The following is a 26,997-nucleotide window of genomic DNA, read 5'->3' as shown; positions in this document are numbered from 1 at the left end:
TCAGTGTTTCCTTAGTTCTGTTTATTTTGTCTTCTGTTTTTTATTTTTCTTGTGATTGAATATGCAGTTTCATCCTTAAAAAGAACGAGAAGCACAATTCCTGTAATTGCGAATATAAGCGCTGTAATGAGTACGGGAATGCCGTAAACAATAAGCCTGTTTGAGAATCCGCTGAATGCACGCAGAATGTACGGACGCACAAAATACACAGGACACGCTGCAATCACCGAAAAGCAAATCATTCTTATAATAAATATAATCATTTTTTTTGCGATTGTAGCAGCTTGCATTCCATGCATTTTGTTCATAAAGATGAACAGAAACACTGTATTTACAAGGCTTGCCGCCGTAAGCGAAAACGCAATTCCGGCTCCCTTGAGCGGGAATGCAAGTATCAGGACAAGAGCGATGTTCACCGTAAAGCAGATTATTCCTGCAAGTGTAGGAAGTTTTGTGTTCCCCTGCGCATAGAATGCCGGTGAAATAATCCTGTTCACTGCAATAAAAAACAGTCCTATAATGTGAAAGCGGAACACTTCAAGCGTCATAAGGACTGACTGTCCGGTGAAATTTTTTGTTTTATAGACAAGAGAAATTATGTCTTTTCCGCAGACAAGCGAGTAGAACGTAACAGGAATTGTAATCAGCGCGATGATGTTTATTGCCTGAAGGAGCATTCTGTTGAATTCTTCCCACTGCTGTTTTTTTGCAAGTCCCGAAAGGTCTGGAAGAATGACCGTTCCGATTGATACGGCGAATATTCCCAAAATAAGTTCCTGAAGGCGGAGCGAATATTGAAGGGAACTTACAGTACCTGTTCCGACTTTTCCGGCGAGTGCTGTTGAAACAAGGTCGTTCAGCTGGTATGCCGCCATTCCGATTATTGTAGGAACGATGAGGGCAACGACTTTTTTTGTTCCGGGATTTGTAAACGCCTTGCGAAGACCTGTGAGCGTCGTTTTCCAGCCGGTCTTTTTTACGAACGGCCACTGGAACAGCGCCTGAAAACAGCCGCCTGTAAGAACTCCGAAACTCATTGCGCGTGCGGCAAGTGCCTCCTGCGGAAGGTTTTCCGGATTCGGGAGCTGCGGCGTAAGAATATAGGTTATGAGGACTACAATTCCGTTAAAAAGGACTGGCGTAAAACCAGAAGGTGCAAAAATGTTGCATCCGTTCAGAATTCCCTGAAAAAAAGCCGCCGCAGAAATTACAAAAAGATACGGAAACATTATCCGCGTAAGAAAAGCTGTTTCTGCAAGAATGGCAGAGTCCGTACTGCCGCTGTAGAAAAGCGGAACGATAAGTGGCGCGGCAATAATGCCAAGGACTGTTACGCAGGCGGTAAGAAACGAAACGAGCGTAAGCGTTGCAGAAACGAATTCCTGCGTTTTTTTGCGGGATTCGCCGTCGGTACAGTCTTCAAGGTAGCCGCGGAACGTAGGAATGAAGGCGACTGAAATGCTGTTTTCCGCGAACAGCCGGCGAAAGAGGTTCGGTATCATAAATGCAATTCCGAACGCGTCGGCATACGCGCTTGTTCCAAGAAAGGCGGCTTTTGTCATTTCGCGGATAAGTCCCATAATGCGCGATGCAAAAGTCATCACCGAAAGCAGTATTCCGGATTTTAATAAAGATGTATGTTTTGCGCCGTTCTGCTGCGCGTTTGTTCCGTTTGTTTTTTTCATAGACTACAGAATACTTTAGATACTGATTTTCTTCAATTATATCGGCGGTTATTCGGCTGCCCTGAAAATAATTTTACAGGCGGCCGGATAAAATGCTTGCCTCAGAACGCAGGACAGAAAATCATTCTTTTATGCGTTCAGCGAAAGCGCCGTAAGAAGACCGCGCAGGACTAAGTCCGGCACAATCTGGTCAAAAATGCCGTGGTTTTCAAAAAGACGCGCAAAGCCGCCTGTTCCGATGACGTAAGGGCGTTTTCCGCCAAAAACATTTTTTTCAAAAAGTACGCACAGTTCCCGGATTGCACCTGCCTGTCCGAAGAAAATGCCGGACTGAATTGCCTCAATCGTTGACGTTCCGCAGATTTTTTCAGGCTGTTTTACCTCTACGCTCGGAAGCTGCGCCGTTCCGTCTGCAAGCGAATGAACGGACATACCTATTCCAGGAATGATTGCACCGCCTGAATATTCCCTGTCTGCCGAAACAACATCAACCGTCGTTGCAGTTCCCATATCAACAATGATAAGGTCAGTGTCTTTTTTGATGGCGATTGCGCCGATTGCCGCCGCTATTCTGTCTGCGCCGATTTCCTTTGGATTTGAATATTTTAGCTTAAGACCGGTTTTTATTCCTGCCTGTATGAACAGCGCTTCTTTTCCAAAATATTTAATGAACGCATTTGAGAGCGAATGGTTGATTGCAGGAACGACGCTGCAGCAGGCAATTCTGGAAACTTTCGTATGGTCAAAACCGTTCAGGCGGATGACGTCACGGAGAAAAAGCCCCAGTTCGTCCGAGCTGAGCGATGCGTTTGTAGAGCGGCGGAACTGAAGAACTGGTTTTTCGCCTTCAAAAAGTCCTCCCTGAATAGTTGTATTTCCTACGTCGATTGTCAGTATCATTTTTCTTTCCTGCTTTTTATCATATCATAATGCGAAGAATATGTCCGCACATACTTTCTATGGAAGAGCACTCTGTAGCAAGTCCTGTTTTTTTGTAAAGGCGGAACGGGTGAAAATCCGGCGTTATCAGGGACAAGTCGTTTGCAGCAACTAAGTCCGGCGGATTTTCTGCGGAAAACATTTTTGCTACGGCAGTTTCCTGCTCTTTGCGAGTTGCGTTTGAAGTCAGCTTAAAGCCCACCAGAGTGCAGTTTTTTCCTGTCCACGATTTTATAGACTCGATTAGTTTTGGGTTCTTCTTCATTTTGATAAGAAGGCTTTTTTCCGAACTGATTTTTTGAATCGAGCCGACCGGATATTCCTTTCCGTCGATGATGACTGCTTCCGGCGAATAGTCGCTGACTGCCGCAGCGTGAATTACGGCATCGTACGAACCGGCTGTACATTCTTCCTTTAAAATATGTTCAAGGTCTGAAAACGAGCGGAATGTCCGTACAGTACAGCCTTCCGGCTTTTCTGCCTTTTCTGCCATAATTGCAGTTATTTTTATTGAAGGCTTTGTGCTTAAAAGGGTGCTTGCGATTTTGCAGGCTGTTTTTCCGGTGGAAAAGTTACAGACGCTCCGAACCGAATCTATCGCCTCTTCGCAGCCGCCTCCTGTAATCAGAATGTTCATTTTTCTTCTCCCGTAAAAGTCAGGAAAACTGTTTCAGCAATCGAATGACTTTTTAAGCACTCCGCGATGAAAGACTTGAAACGCAAGTTTCCGGCGAATGTGCAGAAAATAAAGATGTTTGCAATTTTTATATAGATAAAAAACGCCTGTTTCAGCGGATTTTATCTTGTGCTCCTTCAAGCGCGGAATGAATGTAGGAAAGCGCTTCTTCCGGCTCAAGAAGCCTTCCGTCGCCGTTTGTTCCGCAGGCAAGATGTCCTTTTCCGCACGGAAGAATGACTGTTCCCCAGTCGCGCAGTTTTTGCAGGGAAGACTGTACGGACGGATGTGCGAACATCATCGTGTTCATTGCCGGCGCAATAAGAAGCGGTTTTTGATAATTATTTGCAAGACATATTGCGCCGAAAAGATTGTCTGCAATTCCGGCTGCAAGTTTGTTTATTGCGTCTGCGCTTGCCGGATACGCGATTATTACGTCCGCCCATTTCTGCGGCAGGGTGATGTGCGCTATTGGTTCATCCTCGTTGTCAAAAATGTCAGTGTACACTTTGTTTTGGCTAAGACCTTCAAAACTCGCTTTTCCTACAAAAGAAAGCGCACTTTCTGAGGCAACTACTTTTACAGAATGTTTTTCCTTTGTAAGAAGACTGATTAGCGCGCACGCTTTGTAGCACGCAATTGAACCGCTAACATATAGAAGAATATTGCTCATTTTTTACCCCTTCAGCGGAATGTTGTCTATAAGGCGGACGCCTTCAAGAAAAGCTGCCGCATACAGACGGCCGTTATGTTCGGTGATGTAGTCAACAGTAAAGCCGGAACTTTCAAGTTCGTTTTTTTTCTGTTCAAGGGAAGACTCGTTTTCAAGGATTTCGTGAAGTTTTGGTGCAGCAGCAAGTCCTTTTTCGCTGAGTTTTCTGTTCCGCGAACTTATTGCAAGACCGTTTTCTTCGCGTACAATCGGACATGGAACAAGATGTATATCCATAAAAAATGCCTTTACCATTCCGTCAAGCAAGACATACTGCTGGAAATCTTTTTCTCCAAAATACGCATTCTGCGGACGTATGATGTTAAAAAGCTTCATTACTATGGTAAGAACGCCGTCAAAATGACCGGGACGTTTTGCGCCGCACAGCTTCTGACTGAAATCAGTTTCAATTACCTTGTAGGTGTAGCCGTCCGGGTACATTGCGCTGTAGTCCGGTGCAAACAGATAGTCAACTCCAGCTTTTTCAAGAAGTGCCGAATCGTCCTCAAAATTTGCAGGGTAGGTTAGAAGGTCGTTCTTGTCGTTGAACTGCGTAGGGTTCAGATAGACGCTTACTACGGAGATGTCGTTTTCTTTGTGGCATTTTTGCACAAGCGAAAGATGTCCGTTATGAAGCCCGCCCATTGTAGGAACGAATCCGATTTTTTTGTCAGAAGCAATGCCGCTCCTGATTTTTTTCCATTCTTCCGGTGTATGTATAATTTTCATTTTAAGCTTTCCTGTATTTTATAAAAATTTAATGTGCGGCAACTTTTGCGGCATACTGATTAAGCGCATCTTTTACAAGTGCGGCACCTTCCATATATTTTGTAACGAATTTAGGCGCACATTCCGTAAGTCCCAGCATATCGTGGAGTACAAGCACCTGTCCGTCCGTTCCGTCGCCGCAGCCAATTCCGATTGTCGCAGCGTCTATTGAATTTGTAATGTCCGCGGCAATTTCCGGCGGAATGCACTCTAAAAGCACGGAAAAACAGCCGCATTCTACGGCAAGCTGCGCTTCCTTTTTAATTCTTTCTGCCTCAGTGTCAGTTTTTCCCTGCCGCTTATGTCCGCCGAGCGTATTATAAAACTGCGGCGTAAGCCCAAGATGCGCCATTACCGGAATGCCGGACTCTACAAGATAGGAAATCGTTTCTTTCTGCGTGCTTATGCGTTCGATTTTTACGGCGTTTGCCCCAGCGCATAAAAGACGGCCGGCACATTCTACCGCATACGAAAGCCCCTTTCGCGTTGCAAGAAACGGCATGTCAGCTACGATAAATTTGTCAGGTGCGCCCTTTCGCACGGCTTTTGTGTGCATTTCCATCATATCAATTGTAGCCGGAATGGTGGTGTTTTCTCCGTGAATGACCATTGCAAGGCTGTCGCCGATAAGAATGCAGTCTACGTCAGATTCATTCACTAGTCTGGCGAATGTTGAATCGTAGCACGTAACCATAGAAATAGGGTGATGTTCTTTTTTCCGGATGGAAAAATCGAGAGTAGTCATAGTACCTGTCCTGAAGATCAAGTCTGTTTTTTTAGGCGGAAATTTCTTTTTTAAGAAGTATCGCGTTTTCCCCCGCGCTGACAAAGTCAGATTATGGTAAAACCAGATGAATCAATGTTCCGACGGAATCACTGTTCAAAAAATCATTGTATGAATGTGCCGCAAAAAGTCAAGGAATGACAAAATACATTAAGGGAGTACCCCCCCCCTATAAAGTCTCTTTTTGCCGTATGTTATCTGCATTGTAAAAGCGGCGGAAATTCAGTATATTGAAAGCGTAAAAGAGGTTTAATAAATGGCAGATACAATGCATTCTTTGGAAAAAAATCCTAACTGGAAAGGTCGTCGTGGTCCTGTCGTTCTTGTGATTATGGATGGCGTTGGATATGGAAAATACGAGGAAGGAGATGCCGTAAAAGCAAGCCGGATGAAATATCTTGACTGGTTTACGGCAAACTGTCCGCATACAAAGCTTAAGGCTCACGGAACGGCAGTCGGTCTCCCGAGCGATGATGATATGGGAAACAGCGAAGTCGGACACAACGCAATCGGCTGCGGCCGCGTTTTTGCTCAGGGTGCTAAACTTGTTTCAGAATCAATTTCGTCAGGGCTTATGTATGAAGGTGAAACATGGAAGAAACTTATTGCAAATGTAAAGGCAAAAAATTCTACCCTTCACTTTATCGGTCTTGTTTCAAACGGGAATGTTCACGCTCACATCGACCATCTTTATGCAATGGTTGAACAGGCTCACAAAGAAGGCGTAAAAAAAATCCGCGTTCATGCACTGCTTGACGGACGCGACGTTGACCCAACTTCTGCATTGACTTTTGTAACTCCGCTTGAAGAAAAACTTGCTTCATACACAGATTCTGACTATCAGATTGCATCAGGTGGCGGACGAATGTTCATCACTATGGACCGCTATAACGCAGACTGGCCGATGGTTCAGCGCGGATGGTATGCCCACGTTCTTGGCGAAGGTCGTCAGTTTGAATCTGCAACAAAGGCTATTGAAACTTACCGTACAGAACAGGCAGGTCTTCTTGACCAGGACATGCACGAATTTGTAATTGCAAAAGACGGAAAACCTGTCGGAACAGTTGAAGACGGAGACTCTGTAATTCTTTACAACTTCCGCGGAGACCGTGCTCTTGAAATAACTTCTGCCTTTGAATCAGGCGCAGACTTCCCTCATTTTGACAGAAAGCGTGTTCCTGCCTGTGAATATGCCGGCATGATGGAATACGACGGAGATGCTCACGTTCCGCATCAGTATCTTGTAAATCCGCCGACAATCGACCGCACCATGGGTGAATACCTTACAAAAACAGGTGTAAAGCTTCTGGCAATTTCAGAAACACAAAAATACGGACATGTAACTTACTTCTTTAACGGAAATAAATCCGGCAAATTCGACGAAAAACTTGAAGACTATGTAGAAGTTCCGTCTGACACAGTTCCGTTTGAGCAGCGTCCTTGGATGAAATGTGCTGAAATCACAGATAAAGTAATCGAAGCAATCAAAAGCGGAAAATACGACCACATCCGCCTGAACTATCCTAACGGCGACATGGTAGGACACACTGGAGTTTTCAATGCCGTATGCTGTTCTATGGAAGGAATGGATTTACAGCTTGGACGCCTTAAGGCTGCAATCGAAGAAGCCGGCGGAATCTTGTGTCTTACTGCAGACCACGGAAACTCAGACGATATGTACGAACACGCAAAAGACGGCAGCGTAAAGATGGACAAAAACGGCGAACCGAAAGCAAAAACTTCCCACAGCCTGAATCCTGTTCCAGGAATTATCTATGACCCTGAATACAAAGGCGAATACGACCAGACAAAACTGAACGAAGGACTCGGTATTTCAAGCTGGCCTGCAACATTGATTCAGTTGATGGGCTTTGTTCCACCAAGCGATTATGATAAATCTATGATTAACTTGAAATAAAACTTAAGTTTTAGATAATGACCAGTGTATTACAGATATGCTGGTCATTTTTTTTAAGAACGGAACATATTGTCACGCAGAACTTCACACTTTGTCATGCTAAACTCCTATGATATTTGTCAATACCATGTAGTTCCTGATTCCAATAATTAACTGGCTGTTGCAAGGGCTTCTGCTGCCAGCTGCTTAACTGACGCGGAGGCTCTTTTTTCATATGATGTACCATTTTTCAACAGAGTGTACATCAGCTCTGCCAATTTTCTTGCAGCAGCCACAATAGAAATATAACCTGTTTTTTTATAATCTAATATAATCCATGTCGTAGATTTCTTTGAATCTAAAACATTTCCGGATTCATCTACATATGTAACTGTAATTGATTTTGAAGAAGAACCACCGTCTGATGAACCGCCACTGGATTCAGCAGCACAACCCATGACAAAAAATAAAAAGACACCGCTTAAAATAAGCATGAGCCATTTTTCAAAATGTTTTCTCATAAACACTCCTATATTATGAAAACTTTTTATTTTGCAGATGTTTCCTAATGAAATTACTGCAAGTATTATAAATAATACTATTCGTACTATTTTACAATACTAACAGATATTTGTAAATGAATAACTCTAACAGGATAATATTTATATCTAAGAGGATTATTATGACAGGTGAAGAAGTAAGAAGTACGCTTGCAAGAAATATAAAAAAACTCAGGACTCAGAAAGGTTATTCACAGGCACTTTTGGCAGAAAAAGCAGATATTTCACTTCCATTCATCAGTTCCATTGAACAAAGCATAAAATGGCCGTATCCAGATACGCTTGCAAAAATTGCATCTGCGTTAGAAGTTGAAGTTTCGTATTTATTTTCTACAGAAGAATCCGAAAATCAAAACCGAGAGTTTTCAATTACACTGATAAAAAATTTAGTCGAATATCAGAAAAAAGCATTGAATGAATTTGGAGAAACATATTTAACATAAAGAAAAGTTTTTTTATGCAAGCCGAACTTGTTTTTACTCATACTGAAAGTATAAAAAAATGCTGCGTTTTCTTCTATAATATAGTTTTTTTGATAGAAAAGAAATTTGTCCGTTCAAAAAAAAGCCGGAAACTGCACTACATTATTTGCAAAATCCGGCTTCTTTTACGTATACTTGATTTTCTATGCTATTCTTCCTGCTCCTTCACCGTTACGTTTCTCATCCATTTGCGCGAGTGTAAAAGCCATACGCTTATTACAAGGCGTACGTATTCCTCAAGCGAAAGGATAAAGTACACCCACCAAATTGGAAGGCGGAACACATAAGCACTTATGAATCCGAGCGGAACGCCGAATCCCCATGTGCCGATGATGTTCACCGCCGTCATAAATTTTGTCTGACCGCCGCTTTGCAGAACTCCGCCGCCAACAACCATGTTGAATACTTTTGCAGTAAACACAAGCGCAAACGCAATCAATATTTTTACTGTTACAACGCGTGTTTCAGGCGCAACGTTGAAAAGCTTTACGTAGAACGGAGAAAGCGCGCAGACGATAACACCGATTGCAATTCCAGAAATTACAGTAAGGCGCACAAAATCAAGTGCCTGACTCCATGCTTTTTCTTCATCGTTTGCACCAAGCGAATTACCAGTGATGATTCCTGCTGCAGAAGAAATACCGCAGAGCGCACCGATTGCAATTCCCTGAATAGGGTACATCAGCGTCATTGCAGCGCAAGGTTCAGTTCCCAAATGACCATAGATGACTGCATACATATTTTCACCCAGCGACCACAAAAATTCCCCGATTAGAATGGGAACGAGAATTTCCACAGCCTTCTTGATGAATTCCTTTGAAAAGTGCAGGGCAGGTTTGAGGTAAACGTCCTGAGCTTTCTTTTCCTTTATAAAAAGAACAAGGACGATTGCCATTTCAAGACAGCGCGAAAGTGAAGTTGCAAGTGCTGCTCCTGCGGCTTCCATCCGCGGAAAAATCCCGATTCCGAAAATCAAAAGCCAGTTCAGCACAGTGTTTGAAATAATCGCCGCAACTCCTGCCGCTGCCGGAAGCTTTGCCCTGTTCATATTGCGAAGCATTGTAGAAACAAAAAGCGTTACTGCGGACGGAAGGTATTCTGCACTGCGCCATTTTAAGTAGACGGCGGCTTTTTCGATTGTGCTTGCATCGTTTGAATAAATCCCCATTATGCTTTCCGGCGCACATAACGAAAGCACGGAAAAAAATGCCGTCAGAATGAGCGCAAAATAAAACGGAAAGAAAAAGCTGTCGCTTACTCCTTTGTCGTCCTTTGCGCCGCGGTACTGGGCAATAAGAATTCCTGCTACCGTTACGACTGCTGCAAGCGTAACCGAATACAGCGACGTAAATTTTCCGGCAAGTCCGATGCCTGCGATGCTTTCGCTACCCAGGCTCCCTATCATAATCTGGTCAATGAGCGACAGCGATGACTGCATAAGGCACTGAATTGTTACAGGCAATGCAATTTCTTTTAACTGGCGCTTAAAATCTTTGTTCATCATACTAACAGAATAAGTGCGCTTTGATTAAAAATCTTGTGCAAAAAGCGCGTAATAATAACACAAAACGTGCGTTTTTTTTTATTGCTGAACGGAAAATACAACCGTATAATGAAAAAATGAATGATGAACAGAAAAAAGACCGTGACATCCATCAGAGAAAAAGTGAATTTTCACGCCGTTCTTCTTTGCGCGAAACGGCATCTCACGGAAAAAAGACTTTCCCTTTTGTGGTATACCACGGCCGGATTCCAGAATGGCTTGACGGTTTTCCGCTTCACTGGCACGATGAATTTGAAATTATTTTTGTAAGTTACGGAACTGGAATTGTTACGGTGCAGGGAAGCCGTTTTTTGTGCTGTGAGGGAGACATCGTTCTTATTCCACCGGGAGCAGTTCATTCAATTTTGCAAAACGGCGATGACTGCATTGCATACTACAACATTCTTTTTTCAATTTCGCTTTTGGAAGAAAATCCTGACTCATTCTGTAGCCGCCGTTTTTTTTCTGCGTTTCTTGATGGCGCGCACTTAAAATCGTATCACCACAAAAAAGGCTCTACGTTAAACGACGTTCTTTTTCCGCTTGTAAAGGAACTTTGCGGCCTTTGGGAAAAAGATTTGTCTGAGAGTGCTCTTCTTGTAAAAGCGCGCCTTTTTGAAATTATGCATCTTATTAATGGCGAAGTTCTTTCTGCTGACGAAAGCGCATCTTCAAAAAACAGGGCAAAGCGCCTTAAAAAAATTCTTTCGTATGTGGAAGAACATTTTTCCTCGCGAATAACCGTAGAAGATGCCGCATCTCTGTGCGCGCTTTCTGCAAGCCGCTTTATGCGCATTTTCCGCAAAGAAACGGGAATGAGTTTTGTTCAGTACGTAAATGATTACCGCCTTGAGTCCGCAGGCGAGCAGCTTTTGTCATCGTCAGGAACAGTTACTGACATCGCCTTTGAAAACGGCTTTGAAAACATTTCGTATTTTATTCACTTGTTCCAGCGGAAGTTCGGCTGTCCGCCGTCTGAATACAGAAAGCGGAATAAATTACGGCGGAATGACAGTATTTCTCGATGATGAGGTGCTGCAGTTGTCGTCATAAAAAAATGTACAATTCCGTCTGCCCGTGATACACTGAATGTTATGAGAAAGATTGTTCTTTTTTGCATTATGCTTTTTGTTTCGCTCTGCGCGTTTTCACAGGAGCGGACGTTTTATTTTGCGCGGCATGGTCAGCGCGGCGACTTGCGTTATCAGATTGCGTTCAAAAACTGTACGGAAGACAGGCTTATGCCGAACGGTATTGCTCAGGCAGAGGCGCTTGGCGATTACCTGAAAAAAATTGGTTTTGACGGAACGGTGCTTGTTTCGCCGTATTACAGGACTCTTGAAACGGCTGCGGTTGCCTGCACTCGGTTCGGTGCGGAAAAAATGACTGTTGAGCCTGCTTGTCAGGAAGTTACGGGGCTGAAAAATGCCTCGCAGCCGGTTCGTACGACAAAAAAATGCCTTACAAAAAAGGAAATAAAGCAGAATTTTCCAGGAGCAGTCATTCCAAAGAAAATGCGCTTTCCTTGGCGTCTTGAAAATGAAAGGGAGTCGAAGGCTGACGAGAGGATTTCGTTATTTATAGACAGTTTGATTTCTGATACGTCCGGGGATGTTCTTGTTGTCTGTCACGGCGGAATTATGAATTCCGTTGTCCGCGAAATGAACAGACGAGGAGCGGATTTTCCGCGTCAGAAGAACTACAACTGCTGTCTTTATTCCTTTACGTTTGACGTTCAGACAGATACTGTTGTCCGCTGGGCTGATGAAACGCTGAATTTTATGCCTGATGAACTGTATACGGATAATCTTGCTGCGGTCTACCGCTAGAACGGAATGGAACTTTTGCACGATGTTGGATTTGAACCAACGGCTTCCACCGTGTGAAGGTGGCACTCTACCCCTGAGTTAATCGTGCTGAATGTGATGTTTCTACTATAGAATAAAAGGGTAGTTTTAATCAATAGAACAGGAAAAACATCCTGCATAAGATTTGACCTTCCCCTGTTCCTAAGGAAGTGCTGATTAACACTTGAAGCGATTACTCAGCACTTCCTGTCAAATTGCCTTAAGTCATTGACTTACGGACAATTAGCTAAAGTCAAGGGAAATACTGAAAAATTCTCAATAGGATTTATTCAGTGTTTCCTTAAAAGTCAGTTAGTGATATACTTGCATTATCTATTTTTTTCTATTTGTTTAAATTTATTTGGAGAAGTTAATGACAATTACACCTGTAATTTTGAGCGGCGGAAGCGGAACTCGCCTCTGGCCGTTGTCTTGGGGAAATCACCCTAAACAGTTTCTGCCTCTTGTAAGCAATAAAACGATGATTCAGGAGACTCTTCTTCGTCTGAACGGACTTAATCTTTCTGCGCCGATTGTTTCCTGCAACGATGCGCACCGTTTTCTTGTGGCGGAACAGATTGGCGAGGTTTGCAGCGAAAAACCGCGCATTTTGCTTGAACCGGTTGCAAAAAATACAGCGCCTGCAATTGCCGCCGCCTGCTGTGCTGCAATGCAAAATGACAGGGATGCAGTTGTAATAATTCTTCCGAGCGACCACGTAATTTCTGATGTGCCGGCGTTCCAGAAAGCAGTAATGACTGCCGCAGAACAGGCGCAGAAAGGATTTCTTGTAACGTTCGGAATTGTTCCGACATTTGCCGCTACCGGCTATGGCTATGTAAAAACAGCAGGGGAAGAGGCGGACGGTGCATATACGCTTGAAAAATTCGTGGAAAAACCGTGCTTTGAGAAAGCGCAGGAATATCTTGCAAGCGGAGAATACAGCTGGAACAGCGGAATGTTCGTTTTCAAGGCATCTGTTTTTCTTGAAGAACTGAAAATGTTTGCGCCTGAAATGTACAATCTTTCTGCGGCGTCTTTTGAAAATGCACTTGTAGAATCCGATTTTGTCCGCCTTGATAAAGCTTCGTTCGAGAAAATAAAAGGTGATTCAATCGACTATGCCGTTATGGAAAAAACAAAAAAGGGCAAGGTCGTTAAGCTTAATGCAGGGTGGAATGATGTTGGTTCCTGGACTGCACTTTGGGAGATTCAGCAGAAGGACAAGAACGGTAACGTTTCTAAGGGTGATGTCATTTCCCTTGATACTACCGACTCTTACATTCACGCAGGAAAACGCACCGTTGCTGTAATCGGTCTTGATAATATTGTCATAGTTGATTCCGATGATGCCGTTCTTATTGCCGCAAAAGGAAAAATTCAGGACGTAAAGAAAATCGCGGAAGAAATGAAACGCCGCGAATATGAGGGCGTATAGCACCGTAAATTCTTTTCCTCCGGACAGGAAGAAATGTTTTCTGTCCGGCAAACTGTAATTTTTCAATCTTTTTCTGTTGCTTCCTGCATTATTTTCTGCATTGCTTTTTTTCTAGCATATTTACTCTGAATGTGGTATACTGACCTCGCTTTTTAAATGGAGTTTATATGCCTTTTTCCTTTAATAAATGTTTTTCCGGCGGTGTTGAGATTGCCGGACTTTTTGAAATTCAGCCAAAAGTTTTCGGCGACCCCCGCGGCTATTTTTTTGAGGTGTACAGCGAAAAAGATTTTTTTGCTGCAGGACTTACGATGAAATTTGTTCAGGATAATCAGTCATCTTCTTCAAAAGGTGTCCTTCGCGGACTTCATTTTCAGACGGCGCATCCGCAGGGAAAACTTGTGCGCGCTGTAAGCGGACGCGTGTATGACGTTGCCGTTGACCTTCGCTGCGGTTCTCCGACATTCGGAAAGTATTACGGCGTTGTGCTTGATTCTGAAAAACAGAACCAGTTTTACATTCCGGAAGGCTTTGCGCACGGTTTTTACGTTCTTAGCGACTCTGCCGTATTCGCCTATAAATGCACTGATTTTTATGACCCTAAAGGCGAAGGCGGACTTATGTGGAATGACCCGGAAATCGGTATTGACTGGAAGGCTGTTGCGCCAGAGGTAACGCCTCTTTTAAGCGAAAAAGACGGAAAGCACCCTGCATTTGACAGAAACGGCTTGTATTTTGATATGAATGCCAGATGGATTGGTAAATAATATATAGATTTTTTACGGGGATTTTATATGAAAGGAATTATTCTTGCCGGCGGTTCAGGAACGCGTCTTTATCCGATTACAAAGGCAGTTTCAAAGCAGATTTTGCCACTGTATGACAAGCCGATGGTTTACTATCCGCTGTCCTGCCTGATGCTTTCGGGAATTCGCGAAGTGCTTATTATTTCTACGCCGCGCGATATTTCTCTTTTTAAGGAACTGTTCGGTGACGGAAGCTGGCTTGGAATGCGCTTTGAATATGCCGTGCAGGAACAACCTCGTGGTCTTGCAGATGCATTTATCGTTGGAAAAGACTTTATCGGTTCGGACGATGTTGCGCTTGTTCTTGGGGACAATATTTTTTACGGACAGAGTTTTACGAATGTCCTTAAAAGTGCTTCTGATAAAATTGCATCAAAATCAAGCGGTGCTGTTATCTTCGGATATTTTGTAAAAGATCCGACTGCTTATGGTGTTGTTGAATTTAATGCGGACGGAAAAGTCCTTGGAATTGAAGAAAAACCGTCCGCCCCAAAATCAAATTACGCCGTTCCTGGACTTTATTTTTACAATAACGATGTTGTAAAAATCGCTCAGGACATTAAGCCGTCTGCACGCGGTGAAATTGAAATTACTGCCGTAAACAATGCGTATCTTGAAAAAGGCAGCCTTTCTGTAGAACTTTTAGGACGCGGAATGGCATGGCTTGACACCGGAACTTACGACGGACTTCTTGAAGCGAGTAACTTTATCGCCACAATTCAGAAGAGGCAGGGGCTTTATGTTTCCTGTATAGAAGAAATTGCATACAGGAACGACTGGCTTTCCAAAGAAAAACTGCTTGAACTTGCAAAAGGCTATAAAACTGACTATGGCCGTTATCTTGAATATATTGCGGAGAACTGAAAATGTCTTCTAGAAAACTGAAAAACATTCTTGTAACCGGAGGAGCCGGATTTATCGGTTCTAATTTCATTAATTATCTGTTCGGAATGAGCGCAACCGGAGAAAAAGCGTTTATGGATTCTGGCTTTACTGGGAATATTGTAAACGTTGACTGCCTTACGTATGCCGGAAATCTTGAAAATCTTGCGCAGGTGGAAGAAAAGTTCGGCGGAAAACGATATTTTTTTGAAAAAGTTGACATCTGCGACCGTGCGGAAATCGAACGTATTTTCAAGCAGTATGACATTGACACTGTAATTCACTTTGCTGCAGAAAGTCACGTTGACCGTTCTATCCTCGGACCTGAGGCATTCGTTCGTACAAACGTTATGGGAACGTTTACTTTACTTGACGTTGCGCGTACTTATTGGAATGTTTCTCTTGACAATCCGCGTGATGACGTACTGTTCCACCATATTTCTACTGATGAAGTATACGGTTCGCTTGGAAAGACTGGCTATTTTACCGAAACTACGCCGTATGATCCGCGAAGCCCTTATTCTTCAAGCAAGGCAAGTTCCGATCATTTGGTGATGGCGTACTATCATACTTATGCGCTACCGATTACACTTTCTAACTGTACGAACAACTACGGTCCGTATCAGTTCCCGGAAAAGCTGCTTCCGCTTATGATAAGCAATATCCGCGACGGAAAAAATCTTCCTGTTTACGGCGAAGGGCTTAATATCCGCGACTGGATTTATGTAGAAGACCACAACCGCGCCGTCTGGCAGATTGTGAACGACGGAAAGACAGGCGAAAAATACAATATCGGCGGCGAAAACGAATGGCAGAACATCAAGCTGCTTCACAAGGTGATTGAGCTGACTTCTGCCGAAGTAGGAAAATCTGCTGCTGAGGTAGAAAAGACTATCGTCCACGTAAAAGACCGTCCGGGACACGATGCGCGCTATGCCATCGACTGCACCAAAATTAAAAAGGAACTCGGTTGGGAACGCAAGATGACGTTCGAGCAGGGGCTTTCTATGACAGTTAAGTGGTATCTTACGCATCCTGACTGGGTGAACCACATACTTTCCGGCGAATACAAAAACTGGATAAACAGGAACTATTCTGACCGGTAAGGCAGTTTTGCAAACTCAGGACGGATGACATTCACGGTCCGTACTTATTGAAAACACGCGGTTTTTGTTCTATTATACTTGTATGACAGAACTTCAATTAAAATACGGATGCAACCCTAATCAGAAACCTGCTAGGGTCTTTATGGAAAATGGTGCGGATCTGCCTGTTACCGTTCTGAACGGAAAACCGGGCTTTATCAATCTTCTTGATGCTTTTAACGGCTACCAGCTTGTAAAGGAACTTACAGAAGCGACGGGACTTCCTGCCGCAACATCTTTCAAGCACGTTTCGCCAGCCGGCGCTGCAGTCGGTAAGCCGCTTTCTGATACCCTCAAACAGATTTATTTTACGGACGGCGTAGAGCTTTCTCCGATGGCGTGTGCGTATGCGCGTGCCCGCGGTGCAGACCGTATGTCTTCTTTCGGCGATTTTATTGCGCTTAGCGGAGAATGTGATGAAGCGACGGCGCTCCTTATTAAAAAAGAAGTTTCTGACGGAATTATTGCGCCGTCTTACAGTGAAAAGGCTCTTGAAATCCTTAAGGCAAAAAAGAACGGAAATTACTGCGTCATTCAGATTGATGCGGACTATGTTCCGGCAGAACTTGAGAAAAAGCAGGTTTTCGGAGTTACGTTCGAACAAGGACACAATTTCTTGAAGATTGATTCGTCCTGCCTTTCAAATATCGTTACAAAAAACAAGACGATGAGCGATGAGGATAAAATGAATCTTGTGATTTCTCTTATCGTGCTTAAATATACGCAGTCAAACAGCGTCTGCTACGTAAAGGATGGACAGGCAATCGGTATCGGAGCCGGGCAGCAGAGCCGCGTTCATTGTACGCGCCTTGCCGGTCAGAAAGCTGACAACTGGTGGCTTCGCCAGAGTCCTAAGGTTCTGGGACTTCAGTTTGTTGACGGAATTAAGCGTGCGGACAGGGATAATGCCATCGATGTGTACATCGGTGAGGAATATGAGGACGTACTTGCAGACGGAAAATGGCAGAATATTTTTAAGACTCGTCCTGAAGTATTTACGCGCGAAGAAAAGAAAGAATGGCTTTCTAAAAATACTGACGTTGCAATCGGCTCTGATGCGTTCTTTCCGTTCGGTGACAACATCGAGCGTGCAAGAAAGTCCGGCGTAACGGTTGTAGCACAGCCTGGCGGTTCTGTTCGTGACGATAACGTTATCGCTGCTGCGGACAGTTATAATATGGTGATGGCGTTTACAGGAATCCGCCTGTTCCATCATTGATGTTTTCTTGATGCATATATTTCTTTTTGTGCGGAGTGAAAAATGACAAAAGATGAATTTCTGCGGATAATGCAGGAAGACAGGGGTTATATTGTCAGGTTTGAAGAGTTTACAAGAGATATGCAGAAAGAAACGGAATGGCTTTTGTATGATTTTAACCAGTCTTCCCCTGAGGATGGGGAACGGCGTACGCAAATTTTAAAAAAACTGTTCCGGGATGATAATCTTACGGCTATCATAAAGCCGCCGTTCCATTGCGACTACGGTTTTAACATTCATTTTGACGGCTTTTCTTTTGTAAACTACAACTGTTCCATTCTTGATACTTCGCCGGTTTATCTTGGTGAAAATGTATTTATTGCGCCGAACGTGTGCATAGCCTGTGCCGGGCACACAATTCATCCTGATGACAGGTGCGTTTACAATACGTCAAAGCCAATCCGCATAGAAAAGAATGTCTGGATAGGTGCGAATGTCGTAATTCTTCCGGGTGTTACAATCGGCGAGGGGTGCGTTATCGGAGCAGGCAGTGTCGTTACAAAAGAAATTCCGCCGTTCTCCGTAGCCGTAGGAAATCCCTGCCGCATTCTTCGGAAAATCACCGACGATGACAGGGTTCGGAAGGAATATGTCCTGGACTAAACTGTCTGTCATCTGTTTTTAAATCTTTTATGCCCTGCCGCTTTACCTTTTAAGTTCGCGTTCTTCCCAGTCGTGAAGGGCTTGCAGCTGCTCTTCCGTATGAAACCAGTGTTCGCCGTTTTCTACTGTGGTAAGGCGGCAGGCGTTTTTAACGCAGAATTGTTCTATTGTGTTTTTGCCGGTCAGGTTGTCGTTTGTGCCGTACAGTATTTCGGACGGTCTGTTCCAGACAAGCGGATTTGAACGTACCCACGAAAGGTATTTCCACGAAAGAGTTTCTTCGAAGTCAGTTTCAATTTCTCCTTTTTGCTCAAGCATTGTTTCCGTAACGCCGGACTGCGCCATCATTCCAAGAATGAGCTGTTCCATATCCACAAGCGGAGAAACGAAAAGTGTTTTTCCCAGCTGTTCATTCTGAAGCGCATACATAGAAAAAAGCGCGCCTATGCTGTTTGCCCGCACGTGAACTTTTTTCCAGCGCGCAGAAAGATCTTTGTATATCGCACGGATTTCCGGAACTGCCGTCCAGGGAACAAGTTTTTCCACCTCGTTTTTGCGGCTTCCATGTTCCGGTAAGTCAATTCCTGCTACCTGAAATCCTTTGGGAACGGCGCGCTCTGCAAAATCAAGGGCTTCTTCCTTGCATCCCATTTTTCCGTGAATGAATAAAAATCCCTCGTCCGTATCTGCTCCGGCAATTACAGCCGGAATTCCTGCAATTTTTGTATTCTGTATTTTCTGTGTACTCATATTTTAATTCCTGTGCAGAAATTTTCGAAAAACGTTTCCGTCTTTTTTCTGCTTTTCGCCTGCGGCGTGGCGGTCTGTGTAGTTAAGAATCGACTGCGGCATTCCTGCAACAAGCAAAATCATCTGATTATCCAGCACAAGAAGAGGATCTGCTGCAGCCTTGATTTCATCACTTCCTTCCTGACGTATGCCGATTACGTTCAAGCTGTATTTCTGTCGGAGCGAACTTTCTGCAAGCGTTTTTCCTTCGATTTCTTTGCGCACTTTCACTTCTGCAATCGCAAAATTTTCCGAAAGCTGCATATAGTTGAACAGCGCGGAAGAAAGAAGCATCGGTGCAATGTGGACGGCAGCGTCATAATCTGGGTAGATGATTTTTGTTGCGCCGACAAGTTTTAAAATTTCGCCGTGCTCGTCAGACCTTGCTTTTACGATAATCTGCGGAACGCCCAGTTTTTTAAGATGATTTGTTACAAGAATCGACGTTTCAAGCTGACTTCCCAAATCAACGACGGCGGCATTCACGTCAGGCGGAATGACTTTTTCCAAAGTTGCCTCGCTTATTGCGTCCGTGATGTATGCGTTCGTCACCGAATTTTTATATTTTTCAACAATATCCCTATCTTTATCCAGAATGACAAGCTCCGTATCCGTATCAAGCAGTGCCTCAGTTACACTGCTCCCGAACGTCCCAAGCCCAATGACTGCAATAGTTACCATTTTGTATCCCTCGCGTTCCCTCGTATTGATAAATTGATAATATCATTCATAGGGGAAAAAGAAAAGGTTGAAGGGGGGGGGTGTTACCCAATCAACATGCTTTCTTTTGGGAAATCAGCGAGCGAGTCGAGCGGTTTTTCTTTGTAGAGGCTTCCGAGTGCGATGAATGTAATTCCAGTCCTTCCTGCGAACATCAAAAGCATAACGAGGATTTTTCCTGCGGACGAGAGTGCTGCCGTGATTCCTTTTGAAAGACCGACCGTGCCAAATGCGGAGGCTGCTTCAAAGAAAAGTTCTCCTGCGCTGAATGTTCCGGCTTTGAGCGAAGCGGATTCTGAGATGAGCAAAAGTGCGTACATCACGCAGAGAAGGCAGACGCCTTTTACGAATACGGCGAGCGCTTTTTCCGTTGATTCTTCGGCGATGTCGCGGCGGAAAACGGACGGAGCGTTTTTGTCTGAGGCGCGCTTGTAGGCAACGCAGACTAGAAGGAAGAGCGTTGTTGTTTTTAGTCCTCCTGCCATTGAACCGGGACTTCCGCCTGTCAGCATTAATATAATAGAAGAAAATGTTGAAAGCGGTGAAAAATCTGCCTGCGAAACAGTTTCAAACCCTGCGGTGCGGAGCGTTACTGACTGAAAGAAAGCGCAGTTGAGCGCCTTGAAAAAACTCATTCCGCTAAATGCGCCGTCTTTTTCTGCAAAAAAGAAGACGAGCGTTCCTGCCGCGATGAGTACAAAAGTCATAAGAAGAACGATTTTTGAGTGAAGGCTTAAAATGCACCTTGATTTTTTGGAGAACCTGCTTTTTGCCACGCCGATGACGTTTGCAATCACCATAAAGCCAAGTCCGCCTGCGATGATTAAAACGGAAAGCCAAAGGCAGATTGCACCGTTTCCTGAAAACTGCGCAAGGCTGTCTGCGTACGGCGAAAATCCTGCATTGCAAAATGCGGAAATGGAAAGAAAAATTGCGTAGAAAATCCAGTGACTTTCTCCTGCGGTTTTTAAAAGCGGTGCAAGAACGAGCGCTCCTGTCGCCTGAAACGCAAGGGTCGTAATCAGAATGACTTTTATAATCTGTCGTGATTCGACGGCGGAATCTTCCGTAAAATAGTCGCGGATAATGTTCCTGTTTAATAGCGAGATTTTTTTTGCAGAGAACACGAGGAACACAGTAAAAAACGAAACAAGCCCGAGTCCTCCTGCTTCAATCAAAAGCAGAATGACGGCAAGTCCTGCTCCAGTGTAAAGACGCATATCAACTGTCGAAAGCCCCGTAACGCAGATTGCAGAAACTGTCGTAAATAGCGAGTCGATTAGCGGAACAGTCATTCCGTTTTTATAGCAGAGCGGAAGTGAAAGCAGCGCCGTGCCGATGATAGCTAGCGTAAAAAAATAAAGGAAAAGCCGTACTTGAACCGATTTTATTCTGTGATGAAATCTCATAACGAATACAGTATATCAGCAGGCGGTAAAAACGAAAAGTAAAGCGTTCTGCACGAAAAATTTGCTGTTTCTGCATTATTTCCGGCAAAATTCCGCTCCATAAGTGTTATAATTTTATAAGAAAAATATTTTAGAGGATTATAAATGATACGTTATCTTAAAAAACTGTTCTCCGTGGCTGCGGCTATTTTTGTGTGCTGTGGTGCATTTGCAAAAGGCATTATCGTTTCTATTGGTGCAGGAACTAACTGGAAAGAAAAGCGCGAGCCGCAGGTGGCTGTATGGCTTGAGGACGCGGACGGAAATTATATCCGCACGCTGTACGTTACTTCACGCGCGGAAAAGCGCAGCTGGATTTTCAGTCCGAAAGACGGACGTCCGGAATCACTGCCGGTATGGTACTGCGCATCTGGTGAAAATCCGGCGAAGGGCGGCGGCGAAAGAACTGCTCTTGATGCGGTAAGTTCTGCAACTCCGAAAGGTGGCGTAATCTTTGGTGCAGAAATTGACGGCGAAAAATCATACGTAATAAAGGTTGAACTGAACAACAGTTTTGACTATAACGGCTTTTATACAAAGAAAAATTCCGGTGTAAACGGTCAGCCGTCTGTTGTGTACGGTGCGCTCATTCCTGCCGGTTTTACTCAGGAAATACGCCTTGAACTTTTGGGAACAGGCTCTGTTGACGGAAGCGACGGCATTATTCACCCTGAAACGGAAAATCTTACGACGGCAAAAAATATCATTTCCTGCATTGCGGTTGTTCCCTCTGCGGAAGGGGAATAATTTTAATGAATGTTCTGATTTTAAACGGTTCTCCGCGTGCAAACGGAAAAATCTCGCGGATTTTGCACTGTATCGAAAAAACGGCTCTTGAAAACGGAAATGAGGTTACGTTTGTCGACGTTCATTCGCTTTCGTTTTCTTCCTGCATTGGCTGTATGGCATGCCGCAGTAAATCGCTGTGCGTCCTTCCGCCTGACGATGCGCACCGTATCGCACTGCTTTTGCAAAAATGCGACGTTCTTGTTGCAGGCTCGCCTGTGTATTGGGGTAACATTTCCGGCGACTTAAAGCGCCTTTTTGATCGTCTTGTAGGCGTAATGATGGGCGAAACAAAACTTGGAATGCCGCTTCCGCTCCATAAAGGAAAATGTGCGCTTGTCGTTACTTCCTGCACGACGCCTTTTCCGTTCAATGTGCTTGCCGGTCAGTCGACAAAAGCAGTTCAGGCGATGAAAGAGATTCTTTCTTATTCAGGCTTTAAAATCTGCGGAAAAATCGTTCTTCCGGGTACAAAAGGAATGAAGGAACTGCCGCCGCGCGTTGAAAAAAAAGCGCGCACTCTTGCAAAACGCATTTCTTTGCTCTAAAAGATGCAGAATCTCTTTTTGCGTTCTATTCAGCTAACGGGAAAAAAACAGTATAGTACGTGAATAAGCTTCAGGACGCGGAGAGATATTGAAAACTGACGGAGATTGCGTATGGCAGTAAACGTTTTTATTGACGGAAAAGAAGGCACTACCGGCCTTAAGATTTTTGAGCGCTTTGCAGACCGCAGCGACATTAACATTATGCAGATTGACGAGGATAAGCGCAAAGACCCTGCGGAAAAAGCGAAGATTATCAATGCTTCGGACTATACGTTCCTGTGTCTTCCTGATGCTGCTGCCGTTGAATCCGTGCAGCTTTGTACTAATTCAAAAACACGGATTATAGACGCATCTACCGCGCACCGCACTAATCCTGAATGGGCGTACGGTTTTCCTGAACTTGACGCATCGTTCCGCGAAAAAATTGCCGGCTCAAACCGCGTAGCCGTTCCAGGCTGTTATGCAAGCGGTTTTGTTTCGCTGGGATATCCTCTTGTAAAATCCGGCATTATGCCGGCGGACTATCCTGTTGTCATTCACGCAGTTTCCGGCTATTCCGGTGCAGGAAAAAAAGCAATTGCACAGTACGAAGCAGACGGAAGGAATCCTGAACTTGATTCTCCGCGCCTTTATGCGCTTACGCAAACCCACAAGCACCTTCCGGAAATGAAAAAAATCGCCGGTCTTGAATACGAACCAGTTTTCAATCCGTATGTGTGCGACTATTTTCAGGGAATGACCGTTACGGTTGGACTTCACGCCCGGCTTCTTGCAAAGAAAGTTACGGCATCTGATGTGTGGGAAATGATTGCCGCGCACTATGACGGCTGCCGCTTTGTAAAAGTTGCCGGATTTATGGGTGAAGGCGTACTTGAAGAGCCGTTTATTCCGGCGAATACGCTTGCCGGCACGAATATGATGCAGATTTTTGTTTATGGCAATGACGACCGGATTATGCTGACCAGCCGTTTTGACAATTTGGGAAAAGGCGCAAGCGGTGCTGCCGTTCAGTGCCTGAATATTATGCTCGGAATTGACGAAGCGACGGGACTTGTGTAATTTTATGCCAGTTGTTTTTAATGCTCTTTTTTTTATAAACAGCATTCTTCTTGGAGTTGGTCTTTCTATGGACGCTTTTTCCGTATCGCTTGCGAACGGACTTAACGAGCCGTGTATGAAAAAACGCCGGATGTGCGCAATTTCCGGGATGTATGCGTTTTTTCAGGCACTTATGCCTATGACCGGCTGGGTATGCGTTCATACGGTGGTGGAATATTTTACGGCATTCGGAAAGTTTATTCCGTGGATTGCACTTGTGCTTCTTTCGTATATTGGCGGAAAGATGATTTACGAGTCGTTCCGTCCGTCAGAAGATGAAGCTAAGTGTTCTGCTGTTACGCTGTCCGTACTTTTAATTCAGGGCGTTGCTACTTCCATAGACGCGCTTTCCGTCGGTTTTACAATTGCAGACTATCGTTTTTCCGCGGCACTTGTCTGTTCGCTCATTATTGCGGCAGTAACTTTTGTCCTTTGCTTTACAGGTCTTTTAATCGGCAGAAAGGCAGGAACAAAACTTTCCGGTCACGCGGAAGTGATTGGCGGTATAATTCTTATTGCTATAGGAATTGAAATCTTTATAAAAGGACTGTAAATTATTCCTGTTATGAATGTTGTTTCTAAACGTGCAGAACTTTCCGGTCATATTCAGGTACCGGGTTCAAAAAGTCATACTATCAGGGCACTGCTTTTTGCTTCACTGGCAGAAGGCACTTCTCATATCAGAAATCCGCTTGGCGGTGCAGACTGCGTTTCTTCCAGCCGCGCAGTTCCGCTGTTTGGGGCAAAGGTAGATACGTCTGACCCTGCGGACTGGATTGTAGAGGGCGCGGGAAAAAATGCGCATCTTCCGTCTGACGTTGTAAACGTCGGTGACTCCGGCTCACTGCTGTATTTTATGTCGCCGGTTGCAGCAACATTTGAGGGATGGAGCGTTTTCACCGGCGACGAGTCAATCCGTACGCGCCCGGTAATGCACGTTGTGGATGCGCTGCGCCAGCTTGGTGCAGAGGCGTACATTTCGCGCCCTGAAAAAAATGCGCCTCCACTTATTATAAAAGGTCCTGTAAAGCTGGGATGTACTGTGGTTACGGACGGACGCCTTTCGCAGTATATTAGCGGCATTATGATGGCGGCAAGCCGTCTTGAGGGAACTACGCGCATTGAACTTACCGACCCGAAAGAAGTTCCGTTTTTGAATATGACGCGCCTGTGGCTTGAATCGCTTGGCGTTCAGCTTGAAATTTCTTCTGACTACAGGCACATTGCGGTACACGGACCGGTTACGTTCAAGGCGTTCGACCGTTTTGTACCAAGTGACTGGGAAGCTGTCGCATTTCCTCTTGTTGCAGCGCTCATTACTCAAAGTGAAATTACAGTTGATAATATAGATAATTCCGGAAGTCAGGGGGACAGTGCCATTGTCGACGTCCTGAAATCTCTTGGCGGAGATATTACAAACGATACTGAAAAAAACAGTCTTACCGTGCGGAAAAGCCGGCTTTCTACTGTGCATCTTCCGGGCGGCGAACTTCACGTAAATCTTTCAGGCTATCCTGATGCAATCTGCGCGCTTGCGGTTGCCGGCTGTTTTACGGAAGGAACTATTGTAATGGAAGACATCGGCGTTTGCCGCAAAAAGGAGACTGACCGTATTGAAGTTATGCAGGCGGAACTTAGGAGACTCGGGGCAGATGTTGAAAGCGGTGGAGACTGGATTTCCGTTCACGGTCATTCCCCTGTTCTTGAAGACGGAAGCCGTAATCCGGAATTTGTCCTTCACGGCGGAACGGTAGAAAGTTATGACGATCACCGGGTAGCAATGTCGCTTGCCTGTCTGGGGCTTGGACTTCCTTCCGGTGAAAGCGTTACGGTAAAGAATGCCGAATGCTGTGCCGTTTCGTTCCCGGATTTTTATGCCGTAATGAATAAAATCAACGCCGGTTTTTCATGGTAAATGAATCTTTATGACGGCGGATAAAATTCCGTGCCGGGGATGAGCAAATATCATCGTATGCAGCTTTAGAGATGATGAATAAACTTTGTTTTCACCATCTTGCAGTATTCATGTTTTGTGGTAAAATAACAGTATGACAAAGCACGAGCTGGTAGCAGAAATGTCTAAAGAACTTGGAATAACTCAAAAAAAGTGCGGAGAAACTCTCAACGTACTGCTTGAAGAAATTGTCCGCACTCTTGAAATTGGCGGAAAATTTGTACAGCCGGGCTTTGGAACATTTAAAACTGCTGAGGTAAAAGAACGAACCGGCAGAAATCCTGCGAACGGTAAAATGATGCTCTATCCGCAGAAACGGAAGCTTCGTTTTAAGGCTTCGGACATTCTGAAGGACGAGATAAATGAGTGAAATTCTTACGCAGTCTGCCCTGGCAGAGCGTCTCGTGCAGAAAACAGGTGTCAGTCCTGAAGTTGCAAAGCGGTTTGCAAGTGTTTTTTTTACCATAGTACGGACAGGCTTAAAATCAAGCGACCGTTTTTCAATTTATAATTTCGGAACATTCAAAAAGACGTGGATAGAAACGGCAGAAGGACTTAATCCTTTTACCGGAGAAAAAATGGAAATCCCTGCGCACTGGAGGATAAAATTCATTCCGTGTCCGTCCGTTGCGCGAAGGATAAACCGTCCGTACAGTCACTTAAAGCCGAAAGTCATAAAAGAACAGAAAATTTCTGACAAGGGACTTCTTGCTCGTGCAAGTGTCATTGCGCAGGAAGAAAAGCCGGCTTCAGACTGTACGCTTCTTCCTGAGGAAAATACGTCGTCCGTACAGGAACCGGCTGTCATCGAAGATGATTTTTATTCGTCAATTCCTGTTTCAGAGCCGGTGCGTCAGGAAGAAATTGAAGATAATAATGATAATGACGATGACGATTTTGATGTTCAGGAGGACGGCGGAAAAAAGACCTGGAAATTCATTGCCGTTCTTGCGCTCGGTGCGATTCTTCTTGCACTTGTCATATCCCTTCTTGTAAAAAACTGTTCGTCAAAAAAGAACAGAAATCCGTCTGCTTCTGACGGTGATCCTGACGTTCAGGAATCTGCTTTTGTTGAAGAAGCTCCTGAGAACATCGTTCCGCCTTCTTCTGAAAATTCTGAAATCGAGGAAATTGAAGCTGCAATTCTGTTTGAGTCGTATACAGTGCCGCATGGGGCAGGCTATTATAAAATTGCGGAAGAACGGCTTGGAAACCGTCATTTATGGCCGCTTTTGTACGAGGCTAATAAGGAAATTAGCATTGACCCGGATTTCATTCCTGTTTCTGCGGACATAAAAATTCCTTCTGTTCCGCAGGGCGCAGAGCGTGATGAAAAAATTGCTTCTGCCGTGCTTGATGCGTATAACGCGTATCTTTTGATGACGGAAAAAGAGCCGGACTCTCCTAAAAACGAAGAGCGGAAAAACCGCGCCGTGCGCGTCATCGTAAGCGGCGAACTTTTGTGTCCGGGATTTATTGATTTGCACCAGTCGCGTATTCTCCCTGAGTATGCGCAGTCTGCCCGGAGCATTGCTTCCCGTCAGTATGCCGTTCCGTCTTCCTCCCTGTAGCCGTCTTTGAGCCGTTGTGACTGAAAACTTCTTTAAATCGTTGTGCCAATCGTTATTG

The 26,997-nt window shown here is 44.5% G+C and carries 28 protein-coding genes and 1 tRNA gene; 17 read left to right on the top strand and 12 right to left on the bottom strand.

Translation table 11 applies throughout. From position 1 onward, the window contains the following. Nucleotides 1–11 precede the first annotated feature (11 nt). The 6 genes from murJ to panB all read right to left on the bottom strand — a co-directional run bounded on the left by murJ (nt 12) and on the right by panB (nt 5,525). Nucleotides 12–1,685: a murein biosynthesis integral membrane protein MurJ gene (gene murJ, locus B5D55_RS03140; RefSeq protein WP_078932545.1), complete on the bottom strand. Its 1,674-nt coding sequence runs from the start codon at nt 1,683–1,685 to the stop codon at nt 12–14. 129 nt (nt 1,686–1,814) lie between these two features. Then, nucleotides 1,815–2,585, bottom strand: coding sequence for a type III pantothenate kinase (locus B5D55_RS03135; protein WP_078932544.1), 771 nt, complete (start codon nt 2,583–2,585; stop codon nt 1,815–1,817). 19 nt (nt 2,586–2,604) lie between these two features. After that, nucleotides 2,605–3,261: a phosphopantothenoylcysteine decarboxylase domain-containing protein gene (locus B5D55_RS03130; RefSeq protein ID WP_078932543.1), complete on the bottom strand. Its 657-nt coding sequence runs from the start codon at nt 3,259–3,261 to the stop codon at nt 2,605–2,607. A 151-nt stretch (nt 3,262–3,412) separates the two neighbouring features. Next, entirely contained in the window at nt 3,413–3,973 is a 561-nt protein-coding gene (locus B5D55_RS03125; protein WP_078932542.1) for a flavoprotein, read from the bottom strand. A 3-nt stretch (nt 3,974–3,976) separates the two neighbouring features. Next, nucleotides 3,977–4,741: a pantoate--beta-alanine ligase gene (gene panC, locus B5D55_RS03120; RefSeq protein WP_078932541.1), complete on the bottom strand. Its 765-nt coding sequence runs from the start codon at nt 4,739–4,741 to the stop codon at nt 3,977–3,979. A 28-nt stretch (nt 4,742–4,769) separates the two neighbouring features. Further along, nucleotides 4,770–5,525 (bottom strand): 3-methyl-2-oxobutanoate hydroxymethyltransferase, encoded by a 756-nt coding sequence (panB, locus tag B5D55_RS03115; RefSeq protein WP_078932540.1) that lies wholly within the window; start codon nt 5,523–5,525, stop codon nt 4,770–4,772. A gap of 295 nt (nt 5,526–5,820) precedes the next feature. On the opposite strand from panB, the gene gpmI reads away from it, so the two are divergent. Next, nucleotides 5,821–7,482 (top strand): 2,3-bisphosphoglycerate-independent phosphoglycerate mutase, encoded by a 1,662-nt coding sequence (gene gpmI / locus B5D55_RS03110; protein ID WP_078932539.1) that lies wholly within the window; start codon nt 5,821–5,823, stop codon nt 7,480–7,482. A 149-nt stretch (nt 7,483–7,631) separates the two neighbouring features. Here gpmI and B5D55_RS03105 read toward each other — a convergent pair whose 3' ends face one another. Further along, nucleotides 7,632–7,982 (bottom strand): hypothetical protein, encoded by a 351-nt coding sequence (locus B5D55_RS03105; RefSeq protein WP_078932538.1) that lies wholly within the window; start codon nt 7,980–7,982, stop codon nt 7,632–7,634. Nucleotides 7,983–8,143: 161 nt separating this feature from the next. Between B5D55_RS03105 and B5D55_RS03100 the strand changes: the two genes are divergently transcribed. Continuing rightward, nucleotides 8,144–8,464 (top strand): helix-turn-helix domain-containing protein, encoded by a 321-nt coding sequence (locus tag B5D55_RS03100; protein ID WP_159446141.1) that lies wholly within the window; start codon nt 8,144–8,146, stop codon nt 8,462–8,464. Between the two features lie 187 nt (nt 8,465–8,651). Here B5D55_RS03100 and B5D55_RS03095 read toward each other — a convergent pair whose 3' ends face one another. After that, on the bottom strand, nt 8,652–10,007 hold the full coding sequence (locus B5D55_RS03095; RefSeq protein ID WP_078932536.1) for an MATE family efflux transporter: 1,356 nt from the start codon (nt 10,005–10,007) through the stop codon (nt 8,652–8,654). Between the two features lie 116 nt (nt 10,008–10,123). Between B5D55_RS03095 and B5D55_RS03090 the strand changes: the two genes are divergently transcribed. Continuing rightward, nucleotides 10,124–11,074, top strand: a complete 951-nt coding sequence (locus B5D55_RS03090) for an AraC family transcriptional regulator (RefSeq protein WP_143593172.1) — start codon at nt 10,124–10,126, stop codon at nt 11,072–11,074. Nucleotides 11,075–11,140: 66 nt separating this feature from the next. Continuing rightward, nucleotides 11,141–11,875 (top strand): histidine phosphatase family protein, encoded by a 735-nt coding sequence (locus B5D55_RS03085; RefSeq protein ID WP_078932534.1) that lies wholly within the window; start codon nt 11,141–11,143, stop codon nt 11,873–11,875. A gap of 16 nt (nt 11,876–11,891) precedes the next feature. On the opposite strand, the gene B5D55_RS03080 is transcribed toward B5D55_RS03085, so the two are convergent. Beyond that, a tRNA-Val gene (locus tag B5D55_RS03080) sits at nt 11,892–11,963 on the bottom strand. A gap of 303 nt (nt 11,964–12,266) precedes the next feature. On the opposite strand from B5D55_RS03080, the gene B5D55_RS03075 reads away from it, so the two are divergent. The 6 genes from B5D55_RS03075 to B5D55_RS11940 all read left to right on the top strand — a co-directional run bounded on the left by B5D55_RS03075 (nt 12,267) and on the right by B5D55_RS11940 (nt 18,025). Then, nucleotides 12,267–13,331, top strand: coding sequence for a mannose-1-phosphate guanylyltransferase/mannose-6-phosphate isomerase (locus B5D55_RS03075; protein WP_078932533.1), 1,065 nt, complete (start codon nt 12,267–12,269; stop codon nt 13,329–13,331). 167 nt (nt 13,332–13,498) lie between these two features. Next, nucleotides 13,499–14,098: a dTDP-4-dehydrorhamnose 3,5-epimerase gene (gene rfbC, locus B5D55_RS03070; RefSeq protein ID WP_078932532.1), complete on the top strand. Its 600-nt coding sequence runs from the start codon at nt 13,499–13,501 to the stop codon at nt 14,096–14,098. A 27-nt stretch (nt 14,099–14,125) separates the two neighbouring features. Next, a complete protein-coding gene (gene rfbA, locus B5D55_RS03065) occupies nt 14,126–15,001 on the top strand; it encodes a glucose-1-phosphate thymidylyltransferase RfbA (protein ID WP_078932531.1) in 876 nt (291 codons plus the stop codon). A 2-nt stretch (nt 15,002–15,003) separates the two neighbouring features. Then, nucleotides 15,004–16,125 carry a dTDP-glucose 4,6-dehydratase gene (gene rfbB, locus B5D55_RS03060; protein ID WP_078932530.1) on the top strand — a complete coding sequence of 374 codons (1,122 nt, stop codon included), beginning with the start codon at nt 15,004–15,006 and terminating at the stop codon, nt 16,123–16,125. 82 nt (nt 16,126–16,207) lie between these two features. Then, the gene (locus B5D55_RS03055) at nt 16,208–17,383 is read left to right on the top strand and encodes a phosphoribosylaminoimidazolecarboxamide formyltransferase (protein ID WP_078932529.1); all 1,176 of its coding nucleotides are present in this window, start codon (nt 16,208–16,210) and stop codon (nt 17,381–17,383) included. A 42-nt stretch (nt 17,384–17,425) separates the two neighbouring features. After that, nucleotides 17,426–18,025 carry a sugar O-acetyltransferase gene (locus B5D55_RS11940; RefSeq protein WP_078932528.1) on the top strand — a complete coding sequence of 200 codons (600 nt, stop codon included), beginning with the start codon at nt 17,426–17,428 and terminating at the stop codon, nt 18,023–18,025. Between the two features lie 42 nt (nt 18,026–18,067). Here the strand turns inward: B5D55_RS11940 and B5D55_RS03045 are convergent, their stop codons facing one another. From B5D55_RS03045 to B5D55_RS03035, 3 genes are all read right to left on the bottom strand, one after another. Continuing rightward, the gene (locus B5D55_RS03045) at nt 18,068–18,775 is read right to left on the bottom strand and encodes an alpha/beta hydrolase (protein ID WP_078932527.1); all 708 of its coding nucleotides are present in this window, start codon (nt 18,773–18,775) and stop codon (nt 18,068–18,070) included. A 3-nt stretch (nt 18,776–18,778) separates the two neighbouring features. Beyond that, nucleotides 18,779–19,495, bottom strand: a complete 717-nt coding sequence (locus B5D55_RS03040; RefSeq protein ID WP_078932526.1) for a potassium channel family protein — start codon at nt 19,493–19,495, stop codon at nt 18,779–18,781. An 83-nt stretch (nt 19,496–19,578) separates the two neighbouring features. Next, complete coding sequence (locus B5D55_RS03035) at nt 19,579–20,943, bottom strand: TrkH family potassium uptake protein (RefSeq protein WP_078932525.1); 1,365 nt, start codon at nt 20,941–20,943, stop codon at nt 19,579–19,581. A 144-nt stretch (nt 20,944–21,087) separates the two neighbouring features. Here B5D55_RS03035 and B5D55_RS03030 point away from each other — a divergent pair, with 144 nt between their 5' ends. The 7 genes from B5D55_RS03030 to B5D55_RS03000 all read left to right on the top strand — a co-directional run bounded on the left by B5D55_RS03030 (nt 21,088) and on the right by B5D55_RS03000 (nt 26,939). Beyond that, nucleotides 21,088–21,729, top strand: coding sequence for a DUF2271 domain-containing protein (locus B5D55_RS03030; RefSeq protein WP_078932524.1), 642 nt, complete (start codon nt 21,088–21,090; stop codon nt 21,727–21,729). A gap of 5 nt (nt 21,730–21,734) precedes the next feature. Beyond that, nucleotides 21,735–22,316, top strand: coding sequence for a flavodoxin family protein (locus B5D55_RS03025; RefSeq protein ID WP_078932523.1), 582 nt, complete (start codon nt 21,735–21,737; stop codon nt 22,314–22,316). Between the two features lie 111 nt (nt 22,317–22,427). Beyond that, nucleotides 22,428–23,375, top strand: coding sequence for an N-acetyl-gamma-glutamyl-phosphate reductase (gene argC / locus B5D55_RS03020; protein ID WP_078932522.1), 948 nt, complete (start codon nt 22,428–22,430; stop codon nt 23,373–23,375). 4 nt (nt 23,376–23,379) lie between these two features. Next, nucleotides 23,380–23,967 (top strand): manganese efflux pump MntP, encoded by a 588-nt coding sequence (locus B5D55_RS03015; protein WP_078932521.1) that lies wholly within the window; start codon nt 23,380–23,382, stop codon nt 23,965–23,967. A gap of 12 nt (nt 23,968–23,979) precedes the next feature. Beyond that, complete coding sequence (gene aroA, locus B5D55_RS03010; RefSeq protein ID WP_078932520.1) at nt 23,980–25,329, top strand: 3-phosphoshikimate 1-carboxyvinyltransferase; 1,350 nt, start codon at nt 23,980–23,982, stop codon at nt 25,327–25,329. Between the two features lie 133 nt (nt 25,330–25,462). After that, nucleotides 25,463–25,738, top strand: coding sequence for an HU family DNA-binding protein (locus tag B5D55_RS03005; protein ID WP_078932519.1), 276 nt, complete (start codon nt 25,463–25,465; stop codon nt 25,736–25,738). Beyond that, the gene (locus B5D55_RS03000; RefSeq protein ID WP_078932518.1) at nt 25,731–26,939 is read left to right on the top strand and encodes an HU family DNA-binding protein; all 1,209 of its coding nucleotides are present in this window, start codon (nt 25,731–25,733) and stop codon (nt 26,937–26,939) included. Before B5D55_RS03005 ends, B5D55_RS03000 begins: the two co-directional genes overlap by 8 nt. The last annotated feature ends 58 nt before the right edge of the window (nt 26,940–26,997 follow it).

This window comes from Treponema porcinum (assembly GCF_900167145.1).
GTDB classification, from domain to species: domain Bacteria; phylum Spirochaetota; class Spirochaetia; order Treponematales; family Treponemataceae; genus Treponema_D; species Treponema_D porcinum.
The sequence above is the reverse complement of the archived record's forward strand: the minus strand, read 5'-3'. Positions and strand labels throughout refer to the sequence as shown.